Genomic DNA, 12,216 nt, shown 5'->3' with positions numbered 1-12,216 from the left:
TCGGTCCTTCAGCTCCGCGGCAGGCGCGCGTTCACTGAGGTCATGATCGTTGTCAGCACGCCCACGGGCGCCATCGGACGGCAGGTCGTCCGCCATCTCCTCGACGCGCACGCGCCGGTACGGGTCATCGTCCGCGATCCGGACCGGCTCGCCCCCGAGGTCCGCGAGCGCGTCGGCGTCGTACCCGGCTCGCACGGCGACGCGGACGTCGTCGACCGGGCCCTCGCCGGCGCCGATGCGGTGTTCTGGCTGGTGCCGCCGAACCCGCGTGCCGAGAGTGTCGACGCCGCGTACTCAGGATTCAGCCGACCAGCCTGCGCAGCCTTCGCCCGCCGGCCCGACCTGCGCGTGGTCGGCATCTCGGCGCTGGGCCGCGGCACCCCGGTGGCCGCGAATTCCGGGCACGTGGCCGCCACGCTGGCCCTGGACGACCTGATCGCCGGTACGGGCGTCAGCTACCGCGCGCTCACCATGCCGTCCTTCATGGACAACCTCCTGCGCCAGACCGACTCGATCCGGGACGGGGTGTTCTTCCAGCCGATCTCCGGCGCCCACAAGTCTCCGACCTGCGCGACCCGCGACATCGCCGACGTGGCCGCCCGCCTGCTGCTCGACGACTCGTGGAGCGGCGTGGGCAGCGTTCCGGTGCTCGGGCCGGAGGACCTGTCGTTCGACGAGATGGCGCAGATCATGTCCGAGGTGCTGGGGTGGCCGGTGCGCTTCCAGCAGGTCCCGGTCGACGCGTTCAAGGCGCGCCTGCTGGCGGCCGGCATGTCCGAGGCCATGGCGCAGGCCATGGTGGACATGGCGGTGGCCAAGGAGAACGGCCTGGACGACGCCGAGCCGCGGACGCCGGCCGGGAGCACCCCCACGACGTTCCGCCAGTGGTGCGCGGAGGTGCTCCGGCCGCGACTCAGCTGACCTTGCAGGACACCCCGTCCGGCTTGGTGCTGATCAGCTTCGGCTCGCCGCTGGTGACGCCCTGGAACAGCCCGCACAGCGCCGACTTGCTCGCGTCACCGACCAGCGTCGCGCCCGAGATCGTCGCCGTGTCACCGAAGTTGGGGTTGATCCCGACCAGGATCTTCAGGGGTACGGTGACCGTCACGTTCGACACCTGCACGTGGCGCGCGAACTGCTTGCTGCAGTTGCCGCACGAGCGGTAGAGCTTGCCGATGTCGGCGGCCTGGAAGTCGCGGATCACCGTCGTGCCCGGGCCGTTGTGCTGGAACACCTTGTCGGCCGCGTGCATCGCGCCGCCGCCGACGATCGTCATGGTCTGAGCGGCCGAGGTGCCCTTGAACGTGGCGGCGTCCTCGCCCACGTCCTGCCACCACACGTTGCGCAGCGTGCAGGTGCCGGAGCAGTGCACGCCGTCGGCCGCCGGGCTGCCGATGATCACGTTGGCCAGCGTGGCGCCGTCGGCGAGCTGGAACAGCGGGTCCTGGCCCTCGTCCTGACCGCCGTCGCCGAGCGCGCCACCGCCGACGAACCGGACGTTGCCGCCGTCGAAGCTGCCGCTGATCTTCCGGGTGGCGGTGAGCGTCTCGGTGCGTACGGGGGTCGGCCAGGACGCGGCCAGGGTCTTCGCGGCCGGCTGCGGTGCGGGCGCAACGGTGGGCGTGCCCGCGAACGCGGACGTCGTGATCCCCGCGGCCGCGACCAGCACCGCGGCGAAACCGGTGAACACCGCGGCACGTCGCCTGTGGCCCGCTCGGACGGTTCGTACCCTCATCGTCTGCCTCCCGATCGTGGTTGGTCATGTGCAGGTGGGCCGCGCCGCCGCGGAGGTTGCCCGCTGCATCGAGGAAAGTCAGTGCGACAGGGCACCGACGCTGCCCTGCCGCACGCTGACCTTGCAGTACCCTTCGAACCCGTGGATCCCCTCCTGCCCGCCGATCCCCGCCGAGCCGGGCGGTACGAGCTCGAGGGCCGGCTGGGCACCGGCGGCATGGGCACGGTCTATCTCGGGCGCTCGCCCGGTGGCCGCCTGGCCGCCGTGAAGATGCTCGACCCGTTCCTGCTGGCCCACCCCGACACGCTCGTCCGGTTCCGGCGGGAGGCGGAGACGCTGCGGAAGGTGCGCAGCGCGTACACGGCGGCGCTGATCGACTGCGAGCTGACCGACCCGCCGTACTGGATGGCCACCGAGTTCATCCCGGGCGCCACGCTGGCCGACGCGGTCGAGGCCGAGGGCCCGATGACCACCGGGGAGTGCCTGCGGCTGATGGCGAGTCTGGCCGAGGGCCTCGCGGAGGTCCACGCCCAGGGCATCTGCCACCGCGACATCAAGCCGCAGAACGTCATCCTGTCCACGACCGGCCCGCAGCTCATCGACTTCGGCCTGGCCCGGGACCCCAGCGACACCGGCCTCACGCAGAGCGGCATCATCGTCGGCACCCCCGGCTACATCGCTCCCGAGCTGCTCACCGACGACCGGCTCTCCCCCGCCGCGGACGTGTTCGCGCTCGGCGCCACGGTCGCGCACGCGGCCACCGGGCGACGCCCGTACGGCGCCGGCAGCGCCCAGGCCATCTGCCAGCGCCTGCTGCGCGAGGAGATCGACCTCGACGGCGTCGACGCGCGCCTCGCCGGGCTCATCCGGTCCTGTGTGGCCGGTGACCCGGAAAGGCGCCCCACGCCCGAGCAGATCGTCAGCCGCTGCCACCACCCCCGGCTCGGCGACACCGACCCGCACGCGGCCGCCATGCCGCCTCCGGTGAGCTGGTCCGGCGCGTCCGTGGCGATCGACCGTTCGAGCCTGTCCGGCCCGGTCGCGCAGGTGGACACCCCGCCACCGACGACCGGCGTGCCGCGGCGGCGGGGCAGGCGGCTGGGGCTGGCGCTGGGTGCGGTCGCCGCCGCCACGCTGCTGTTCGCCGGTGGGGTGGGCGCGGCCGTCAAGTTCACCGCGACCGCCGAGGACGCGCCGGCCGCCCCCGCCGCGCAGGCCTCACCTGTGCCCTCCGCCACCCCGTCCGTACGGCCGTCCGTGCGCAAGTCCCCGTCGAAGCGGCCGACCAGCAAGGCGCCCGTACCCGTCAAGACCACCCGCAGCACAGCGAGCCCGTCGCCGAAGCCGAGCACCCTGCCGCCCGTCACCACGGTGACCAGCCTCGACGGGCGCTGCATCCAGACGCCCGCCGAGACCACCAACGGCGTCAAGCTCAGCGCCGCGAAGTGCACCGGCGCCAAGGCGCAGCGCTGGACGTTCACCCGCGAGGGCGCGCTCATGCCGGCCACCGCGACGAAATGCCTGGACATCGGCGGGAACGCGGGCGCCGACATCGAATACCGCATCCAGCTCTGGGACTGCAACTTCGGCGGCGCCCAGCTCTGGGTGCCGCAGACCGACGGCGCGCTGTTCAACGCCGGGTCGGGCCGGTGCCTCAGCATCCTGCCGAAGTCCGAGGGTGGCCCGGCGCTCGCGATCCTGCCCTGCACCGGCAAGGCCGGCCAGCGGTGGCGGCTGCCGCGCTGAACTGCCCGTTCGGCTGAGCGGCAGACCGGCGGCCCCGGCGCCCCGGCCCGTACGGTGACCACCGGTGAGACACCTGCGCATCGACCGCCCCGGCGACCGTGCCGAGGCAGCCCGCCGGATCGCCGCGGGCGCCATGCTCGCCACCGCCTTCGGCAACTTCTACGCCCTCGTGGCCGAGCCCTCGCGGGACTCGCTACGGCGGGTGAACCGGGCCAAGGGCCGCCCCGCCGACCAGGTCGGCAGCGCCACCACGACGCCGGAGCGGCTGAGCCTGATGTTCGACTGGCAGCGCCTGCCACCCGGCGCCGACCCCGCGGCCCTGCACGCGCTGATGGCCGAGCTGACCGCGCTGGGCCCGATCGGCTTCCGAGGACCCGCCGCCGGCACGCTGCCGCCGCACCTGACCGAGGCGTCCACCGCCCAGGTCGTCGTCCCCGGCACCCGCTGCCCGTCCAACGCCTTCTTCGCCGAAGCGATGAACGCGCTGGGCACGGATCACCTGTACATCACGTCGGCCAACCACTCCCGGCACAGCACCGGCCGCGACGAGGAGCCGGCACACTGGACGGCCGACGGGATCGCCGCCGACTTCGCCCACCTGGACGGCTTCACCGTGCTCGCCCACGACGACGAGCAGGCCGCCCGCGACCGCCACCCCCGCCACCTACCGATGTCGGTGACGCTCGCGTCGTTCCATCGCGCGCCGGGCGTCCTGACGGTGGAACGCCACGGCTCCCTGCACGTGGACGACGTACGCGACATCGCCGCCCGGCACGGCCACACGGTCGAGCTGGCCGCGTCGGCCCGGCACCGGCTGCCTCAGCGGCGGTACGAGCGCTTGGAACTGTAGGCGGCGTTGCCGGCCTGGTCGTACGCGCGCAGCTGCACCGTGAACGTCCGCCCGTACTTCTTCGGGTTGACGGTGAACGCGTAGCCGGCCTTGCGGTCGACGGCCACGACCTTGCCGTTGACCAGCAGCTCGACCCGGTTGACGCCGTACGTGTCCCGCGCAGAAGCGGTGATCTTGGTGCTCTTGCGAAGCGTGGACTTGTTCCTCGGTGCCGAGCTGAGCTTCACCGTCGGCTTGGTGTTGTCCACGGTGATCGAGCGCTTGACCACGGTCTGGTTGCCGGCCTTGTCGCGCACGTCGAAGGTCAGGGTGTGCTTGCCGTCGCGGCACCGGCGAGTGTCGATCGTGACCTTCCAGGGCGCGCCGAACCGGGGCACGGTGGACACGCACGACAGGGAGGCGATGAAGTACGCCGGGCCGGTCGCGTCCCTGACGCCGGTGACCGTGGCGGCGACGGTCCCGCGCACCTTGGCGTTCGCCTGGGGCGTGACGGTGACGCCAGGCGCGTCGTTGTCAACGGTCACCGTCCGGGTGAGGGTGCCGACGTTGCCGATGCTGTCGTACGCGCGCACGGTCATCGTCGACCGGCCGTTCTTCGCGGCGCGGTCCCAGGCCAGGCGCGCCCACCCCTCGTCGGTGGCCGAGCTGCCGATGAGCCGGCCGTCGACCAGGAGTTCGACCTGGTTCGCCCAGGCCGGGTCCTTCGCGGTCACATCGATGCCGCCCTTGGCTCGCACGTACCCGTCGGTGGAGTCGAAGCGCACGTCGATGCTCGGGCCGACGTGATCGGCCCACGCGTGGGTGACAGCCAGGCCCTCGTTGCCGGAGGTGTCCCACGACCGTGCCCTCAGCTCGACCTTGCCCGCGTATCCGCTGGTGTCCCACGGGATCGTCCAGGGATCGGCGTCGGCGGACCCGATCACCGTGTCTCCCACGGACAGTTCGATACGCGCGGTGTCCGCGGGCACGCCGTACTTCCGGAAATCGATGGGCACGACACCGGTGAAGCTCATGGTCGGCACCTGGTGGGCGGAGTCGCTCCAGAACCACGGGAAATACAGAAAGGGCCCGTAGTTGTCCGCGTGGACGTCGACAAAGGAGCGGGTGCTGTTGCGGGCGGCGTCGTAGGCGGTCACCTCTACCCTCGCGGGCACATCATGCAGCAGTCCGCTGTCCCAACGCAGTGACCACGGCGCGGAACGGTCCGAGACCACGAACGTGCCGTTGACGAACAGCGACACCTCGGTCACGGCGACGTCGTCGGAGACCACCGGATCCAGCACCACGGTCTTGTTCACCCGCGTACCGGCGGCGATACCCACGTCCTGAATCACCGGCGGGGTCACGTCCTGCCCCGCGTCCGCCTGAGCCGGCGCCCCGCCGACCGCCAGGACGGCCACCACAGCCGTCATCACCGCACACAACCGCCGTACCACCGCTGCCCCCATGATCTCGTGCCGCCGGGCAGCATACGCGAATCAATTCACGTACGTCACTCGCCGCAGGCGCCGGCCACTCCACCACGGGCGATCGGGCAGAATCACCGGGTGACACGAGCACAGGGTGACGCCCAGCCGCCGCAGGCGTCGATCTCCGAGGACCACTTCGTCAACCTCTACCTCGCCAAGGACGACCCCTGGGACGTCGCGACGAAGTGGCACGACCAGCGCAAGTACGCGGTCACCATGGCCAGCCTGCCCCGCGAGCGGTACCGGCGCTGCTACGAGCCGGGCTGCTCGATCGGCCTGCTCACCCGGATGCTCGCGGAACGCTGCGACGAGGTGCTCGCGGTCGACTGCGTCGAGTCGGCGGTGCAGCAGGCCGCCGAGGTGAACCGCGACCTGGCGAACGTCCGGGTGGCGACGGCGATGCTGCCCGCGGAGCTGCCCGAGGGCACGTTCGACCTGGTGGTGATCGGTGACCTGCTCTACTACCTGTCCGGCGACGACCTGACCGCCCTGCTCGACGGGCTGATCCAGCGGCTGGAGCCGGGCGGCGACCTGGCCGCCGTGCACTTCCGGGACCGGCAGGACGGCGGCAACTACGACGGCTTCAACGTGCACCAGGCGCTGGCCGGGCGGCCGGAGCTGGACCGCGTCGTCCGCCACGAGGACGAGTGGTTCGTCCTGGACGTCTTCCGCGTCAGGGGATAGCCACCTCGTCGCGGCCGGCGAGCACGTCCGCGGCCACCTCGAGCAGCGCCTGCAGCGCGGCCTGCGGGTCCGCCGGCGCCTCGGGGAACGGCTCGGGCCGCAGGCAACGGTCCAGCAGCAACTCGACCAGCGCGGCACGGTGCAGGACGTCGGCGGTCTCGATGGCGCCGGGCAGGATGCGGATCTCGATGGTGTCGCGCAGCGGCGTGTCCGTGAGCAGCTGGGTCAGGTTGACGTCGAAGAACTTCGTCAGCTCGCCCTCCTCGGCCGCCTTCCGCAGGTCCTCGTACGAGGGCACGCCCCGCGCCGCCTCCACGAGCGGCTCCGGCAACGGGGCGAGGCGCCGGCACGCCGGGTTGGTCTGCAGCAGGGTGCGCAGGGGCTCACGCCACGACGCGAAGAGCCGTACGACGTTGGCCAGCGCGTACGCCTCCCGGAACGGCGCACCGTCGAGGTGCAGGTGCACGGCCGCCTCGCGGGGCACGGTGAAGCCCAGCTCGCGGGCCGGGCCGAGCAGCTCCTCGAGCCTCGCACCGTGGTCGTCGGCCAGCGGCGGGGTGACGATCTCGCACGGCCGTTCCCGCCCCGCGCCCTGAGCCGCGGCCAGGGCGATCGTCGCCCCGCCCGGGTCCTCGAGCACGTACACGTCGTCGTCGTGCCGTTGCACCCTCGTGCCCCACAGCTGGGCCGGCCCGTCGAGCGCGGCCCCCAGCGTGCCGCCAGGGTCGCTGTGCGCGGCGAGCAGGTGCAGGAGCCGCCCGTCGTCGGTAAGGATGCGGAACCAGCCGGGCGCCGCCGGGGCCCGCGGGTCGAGGTCGGCGAGCAGCGTCACGTCGTCGACCAGCGTGCACAGCAGGGCGCCGTCCGCCCGGCGGACCTCGAAACCCTGGGTGAGGTGCAGGAACCGTCCCAGGCCGGGGACCAGGGACGGTTCGCTGTCGCGATGCCACACCGGGTGGACCCGGCCGCCGCAGCGGGCGGCCAGGTCCACGGCCAGGGTGCGCCGGCTGAGGCCTGGCGGGGCCATCAGCTCGATCTCGAATCCGGTACGCCGGAGCAGACGGGGGGTCACGGCTGGAACGGCAGGCTCTCTCCGGCGATGAGCTTCTTCCCGCCCGCGATCTTCGCCTCGTACGGCGTGGCCTTCTTCCACATCTTGGCCAGCCGCACCGCGTCGTCGTAGTCGTAGCCCGCGCGGAAGAACGCGTTGACCTGCTGCTCTTCCTTCGGCGTGGTGACGTCCGCGGAATCCGGGTCGTTGCTCGGCCTGACCGGCAGCTTCTTGCCGTCGAGCAGCCACTGGCCGGCGCGGATCTTCACGGCGTCGATGTGGTCGTCGTCCGACTTCAGCTTCCACTTCTTGGCCAGCTTCACGGCGTCGTCATAGTCGTAGCCGGCGTTGAAGTAGGCGTCGTACTGCTTCTGGTGCGCGTCCATCGGGTTCGGCTCGTCCGGCAGCTCCGAGCTGCGCGGCGCGCGCACCGACGGGGACGGCGAGGGCGTCTGCGGCGCGGCGGCCGGCGCCACCATGGCCCCGTCGTTGCCGCCCTGGCCGGCGGGCAGGATCGACGGCAGGTTCAGCACCCCGGCCACGAGCCCGGCGCCGAGCACGGTGCCGCCGGCGACCTGCAGGCCACGGCGACGCCACTGGTACGAGCGGGACAGCTCCCGCACGCGGGCGTAAACCTGCTCCGCGTCGGGAGCCAGGTGCTCGTGGCTCTCGAAGGCTTCGCGAAGCCGGTCCTCATTGTCGATCACGACGCCTCCTTGGCGTGAATCCTGTGCGCGAACTCCGGTGACAGCCGGAGCGTCTTCAGCGCCCTCGAGGCATGGCTGCGGACGGTCGCCGGCGAACAGCCGACCAGGTCGGCGATCGCCTCGTCGTCCAGCTGCTCGTAGTACCGCAGCACCAGCACCGCCCGCTGCTTGCGGCCCAGCGTGGCCAGCCGGTTCCACAACGCGTCGGCTTCCACGACACCCTGGGCCGGGTCGTTCACCCCGCCCCGCGCGTCGTCGAGGTCGACGAGCCGCTCACCCACCGCGTGGACGTTGCGCACCGCCCAGCTACGCCGCCAGGACAGGTACTCGTTGAGCACCATTCGGCGCACGTACGCCTCGGGCGAGTCGGCATCGCTGATCCGCCGCCATTTCACCTGTGCCCGCGCCAGAACCTCCTGGACGACGTCCTGCGCGAGGTCGCGGTCGCCGGTGAGGACGACCGCGTACCGCAGCAGGCTCGGGAGCCGGGCCACCGCGAACTGCTCGAAGGTCACACCCAGTAGGACGTCTGCCGGGCCCTCGCGTGTGCACTCGAGATCAGATTTTTTCGGCCACTACCCCAGGATGCGGCACGAGGCGGTGGCGGTGGCGGCCGGATCACTCTCCGACGTGACGGTGACCGGCACCTTCGTGCCCCGCCGTCCCGCGCCGTCCCGTTCGACGTACACGTCCACGGCCTTCGTCCGCCCGGCCGCCACCTCGGTGATCTCCTTCGGCAGCCAGGTCGTCCAGCCGGCGGCCGGCGCGGCGGAGATGCGGTACACGTCGGTGGCGCCGGCCGGGTTGCGGACCGGGACCCGGCAGCGCGCCCAGCCCGAGGACGACACGACGGCCGCGGTGGGTGCGACCGCCACGCCGCGGGGCTGCGGGCCGGCGCCGTCCAGCGACCGTACGGCCACCGTGTACGAGAGCACGCCGGAGGCGTCCCGGTGCGGATCGAGCACGTAGAAGTGGAGCCGGTTGGCGGTGTCGGCGTACTCGTACTCGCTGCCCGAACCGGTGCCGGCGTGGAACAGGGCGTCGGACAGCTGCCGGTAATCGCCGACGGTCATCTTCTGCGGGGTGCCGTCCGGCCGTACGAAATCCACCTTGTCGATGTCCTGGGGGTTGGCGTCGATGGTCCAGATGAACGGTGCGGCGTCCTCGTTCTTGGTCTTCGCCAGCAGCACGCCGGAGTCGGGCGTGAACGAGTCGAAGCCCATCCGGTCGACCACCTCGAGCGTGTAGTTGTCGTACCCGCCGCCGTCGCAGTACGGATCGGCCGCGGCGTCGCAGGCCGGGCTCGCGTCGCCGCCGTCCAGGGCAACGTTGATGCCGGCGATTCCCCGCTTGCCCGGCTCGGCCTCGCGGGCGGTCACCCGGGCGACCACGACACCGGACGCGGCCAAGGCGCTCCGGGAAAGGCGCAGCACGGACGCGTCATCGACGATGCCGAGCTTCAGTTTGTTGCGCAGCATGTGCTGAGCACCCATGGACGCCCCGGCGGTCGCGGGAATGAGCCACCGGCTGTGCGGACCGCCGGGCCCGTTGAACGTCCCGCGGCTGAGCATCTCCCACGGCCCGCTGTAATCCCGGCGCGGCGGTACGGAGTACGGATTGTTGTAGTTGTCGCCGACGCCGAGGATGTGGCTGAACTCGTGGGCGTACGTCGACATGCCCGAGCTCTCGGCCTGCAGCGAGCTCCCGGCGGTGGCGTTGGGCCAGATGTTCGACGAGGCCTGCCACGACGTCCACTCGACGTACCGGGTCGCGTTCCAGTTGGGCAGCGCGTCGTCCGGCGGCCCGAACGCGTCGCTCACCGCGTCCTTGCCGGGGAACTTCATCTCGCCGAACTCCTGCCACGTGGACGACTCGTCCTGCCCCGCGGCGAGGAAGAACACGAAGTCGTACCGGGCGGCCACGGCGTCACCGACGTCCGCGATCCAGGCCGCCCGCGCGTCGGTGCGCAGATCCCGGCCACAGGTGTCCCCGGCGGGGCAGCCACGACCGCGCTGCATCGAGTTCTCGATGCCGTACTCATGGCTCTTGGACGGCATTTGATAGACCCCGAACGCGCCCAGCTCGATGCCGAAGCGGCCGCCGGAATCCTCCATCCAGTATTCGTGGATGGTGTGGCCGCGGTTCAGCTCTCCGGGCCGGTTCAGGAAGTCGCGATAGAACCCGGGTACGTCGGAACGCGCCAGGTCGTGCACGGAGAACGGGTTGCCGTAGATGGTGGAGTTCGCCGGCTGCGTCACGACGAACGGCTGATTCGGGAAGTCGACCAGGACCAACGCGCCCTGGAAGGTGCGGACCGAGCCGGGGGTCGCGGGATCGGCCCAGTCCGTACGCGGAACCGGCCGGTAATCGTCCCAGGTCATGGTGTCCGGCAGCTCGTAGTTCTGCGGATCGATCGGCTGCAGCGCGCCCTTTCCCGGCGCGGGCTGGTCCCGCTGCCAGGGTTGCGTCTGCGGCCAGTGGCGCATCCGCCACGGGGTGTCCGGTCCGGGCGGAGCGGGAGCCGCCTGCGCCGGGGTCGCCACGGCTCCGGTCACCGCCAGCAGCATCGCGCAGATCATCGAGGCCGAACGCCGTACCGTCATCGCCGCGCCACCCGTCGATAGAGGACAGTCGATCGATCCTGGCACGCCGGGGCGACGCGGATCAATCACCGGCTCAGCGCAGCAGGACGGCCACCAGGTCGGCGCCGAGGGCCGCCGTGGCCGACAGGTCGAGCTCGTGACTGACGTACCGGCCGCGGCGGGCCGTCCGGATCAGGCCGGCCTTCTTCAGGACGGCCAGGTGCCGCGAGACCTCCGGGGCGCTCAGGTGCCACGCCTCGGCCGCGGTTTGGCGCTAGGCCCCACCGAAATAGGGTGCGCCCCGCACCAACCACCGGTTCACCGAATTAGTCCGAATAGTGCAGAGTTCGGCTCGGGCGAATGAATCGGCCGCCGGCCACCGCGCTGTGTCAGACTCTCCACAAACGGAAGGACGCCCTCGTGATGCCTGCCAGCAACGGAGGACGTCCGACCGCCGCGGTCTCGCCCTTCAGGCGAGACCGCCTCCCTTCAGCGCCCCGTAGAGCGCAGCGACCGCTGCCATGATCTTCACTGCCAGCAGCGCCACCTCACCGGCAGTCCGCCACGGAAGACTCGGCTTGCGTCCGGCCCGGCGGACCTCCTGCTCGCCACCCACATTTCCTCCTCACCCCGGGGCCTCCTCGTCCCCAGGCCTGTGGGACGAGGACGCGAGATTCGGAATGGGTGACTAGACAAATACGGTACGTCTACCCGTCCGTTGCACACAGTGAGTGAATGAGCAGTTCACAAGTCACGGTGCCGCTCAGAATTCGGGTGCGACTACCGACTGCCGTTCGTACGGTGGCGGGATGTCTCTGGAAGCCGCCCGCGCCGCCGACGTCCTCACCCAGCTCTCCGGCGAGACCCGCCTGCTGGCCCTGGCCGAGCTGGTCCGCTGCGGCAAGGACGGCGCCAGCCTCGGCGAGCTGAGCTACCGGCTGGATCTGCCGCTGCCCAAGGTCGGCGACGCCTGCGCCCGGCTCGTCGCGCTGGGGGTGGCCATCGGCTCCGGCAACGGCTTCTACCGGGCCCGGCTCGAAGGCCTGCGCGAGGCGGCCGCCGCGGTCGAACGCTCGCAACCCATCGCCGGGCTGCTCGCCGACTATCCGCAGCTGCGCGGCAACTTCTCGCACGGCCGGCTGACCAGCATGCCGCCGACCCTGAGCGACCGGTACGAGGTTCTCGGCGAGCTGCTGTCCCGGTTCCTCGCGCTAGACGGCCTGTACGACGAGGACGAGATCAACAAGCGGCTGGCCGAGGTCACCGACGACGTGGCCGCCGTACGCCGGATGCTCGTCGACACCGGCTGGCTCGAACGCGACCGGGCCGGCACCACGTACGGGCCCGGCCGCTCCCGGCTGTAACGATCACCCCTGTGCCGCACATGTAGGT

12 protein-coding genes and 1 pseudogene are annotated in these 12,216 nt (G+C 71.6%); 5 read left to right on the top strand and 8 right to left on the bottom strand.

Annotated features, from left to right (window positions below; all coding sequences use genetic code 11):
• Positions 1-42 precede the first annotated feature (42 nt).
• Positions 43-921: an NmrA family NAD(P)-binding protein gene (locus IT780_RS07780; RefSeq protein ID WP_199510696.1), complete on the top strand. Its 879-nt coding sequence runs from the start codon at positions 43-45 to the stop codon at positions 919-921.
• On the opposite strand, the gene IT780_RS07775 is transcribed toward IT780_RS07780, so the two are convergent.
• The gene (locus IT780_RS07775; protein WP_307831082.1) at positions 914-1,690 is read right to left on the bottom strand and encodes a pectate lyase; all 777 of its coding nucleotides are present in this window, start codon (positions 1,688-1,690) and stop codon (positions 914-916) included. The genes IT780_RS07780 and IT780_RS07775 overlap by 8 nt on opposite strands.
• Positions 1,691-1,876: 186 nt before the next feature.
• On the opposite strand from IT780_RS07775, the gene IT780_RS07770 reads away from it, so the two are divergent.
• Both IT780_RS07770 and IT780_RS07765 read left to right on the top strand, forming a co-directional pair.
• Positions 1,877-3,481, top strand: a complete 1,605-nt coding sequence (locus tag IT780_RS07770; protein ID WP_199510694.1) for a serine/threonine protein kinase — start codon at positions 1,877-1,879, stop codon at positions 3,479-3,481.
• A 64-nt stretch (positions 3,482-3,545) separates the two neighbouring features.
• The gene (locus IT780_RS07765; RefSeq protein ID WP_199510693.1) at positions 3,546-4,331 is read left to right on the top strand and encodes a hypothetical protein; all 786 of its coding nucleotides are present in this window, start codon (positions 3,546-3,548) and stop codon (positions 4,329-4,331) included.
• On the opposite strand, the gene IT780_RS07760 is transcribed toward IT780_RS07765, so the two are convergent.
• Positions 4,301-5,743, bottom strand: a complete 1,443-nt coding sequence (locus tag IT780_RS07760) for an Ig-like domain-containing protein (protein WP_199510692.1) — start codon at positions 5,741-5,743, stop codon at positions 4,301-4,303. The genes IT780_RS07765 and IT780_RS07760 overlap by 31 nt on opposite strands.
• 135 nt (positions 5,744-5,878) lie before the next feature.
• Between IT780_RS07760 and IT780_RS07755 the strand changes: the two genes are divergently transcribed.
• Positions 5,879-6,484, top strand: a complete 606-nt coding sequence (locus IT780_RS07755; RefSeq protein ID WP_199510691.1) for a class I SAM-dependent methyltransferase — start codon at positions 5,879-5,881, stop codon at positions 6,482-6,484.
• Here IT780_RS07755 and IT780_RS07750 read toward each other — a convergent pair.
• The 6 genes and pseudogenes from IT780_RS07750 to IT780_RS07725 form a co-directional block, all read right to left on the bottom strand.
• The gene (locus IT780_RS07750) at positions 6,474-7,556 is read right to left on the bottom strand and encodes an amidoligase family protein (protein WP_199510690.1); all 1,083 of its coding nucleotides are present in this window, start codon (positions 7,554-7,556) and stop codon (positions 6,474-6,476) included. The genes IT780_RS07755 and IT780_RS07750 overlap by 11 nt on opposite strands.
• Complete coding sequence (locus IT780_RS07745; protein WP_199510689.1) at positions 7,553-8,242, bottom strand: hypothetical protein; 690 nt, start codon at positions 8,240-8,242, stop codon at positions 7,553-7,555. The genes IT780_RS07750 and IT780_RS07745 overlap by 4 nt, the downstream gene beginning before the upstream one ends.
• Positions 8,239-8,757 (bottom strand): SigE family RNA polymerase sigma factor, encoded by a 519-nt coding sequence (locus tag IT780_RS07740; protein WP_199510688.1) that lies wholly within the window; start codon positions 8,755-8,757, stop codon positions 8,239-8,241. Before IT780_RS07740 ends, IT780_RS07745 begins: the two co-directional genes overlap by 4 nt.
• 60 nt (positions 8,758-8,817) lie before the next feature.
• On the bottom strand, positions 8,818-10,845 hold the full coding sequence (locus IT780_RS07735) for a M6 family metalloprotease domain-containing protein (protein WP_199510687.1): 2,028 nt from the start codon (positions 10,843-10,845) through the stop codon (positions 8,818-8,820).
• A gap of 73 nt (positions 10,846-10,918) precedes the next feature.
• Positions 10,919-11,074, bottom strand: a pseudogene (locus tag IT780_RS07730) (ArsR family transcriptional regulator); the annotation flags it as partial.
• 219 nt (positions 11,075-11,293) lie between these two features.
• Complete coding sequence (locus IT780_RS07725; protein ID WP_199510686.1) at positions 11,294-11,440, bottom strand: hypothetical protein; 147 nt, start codon at positions 11,438-11,440, stop codon at positions 11,294-11,296.
• A 193-nt stretch (positions 11,441-11,633) separates the two neighbouring features.
• On the opposite strand from IT780_RS07725, the gene IT780_RS07720 reads away from it, so the two are divergent.
• On the top strand, positions 11,634-12,188 hold the full coding sequence (locus tag IT780_RS07720; RefSeq protein ID WP_199510685.1) for a DUF2087 domain-containing protein: 555 nt from the start codon (positions 11,634-11,636) through the stop codon (positions 12,186-12,188).
• Positions 12,189-12,216: the final 28 nt, after the last annotated feature.

This window comes from Nucisporomicrobium flavum (assembly GCF_016464385.1).
GTDB classification, from domain to species: Bacteria; Actinomycetota; Actinomycetes; order Mycobacteriales; family Micromonosporaceae; genus Actinoplanes; species Actinoplanes flavus_A.
This window is presented reverse-complemented; position numbering and strand designations above follow the sequence as displayed.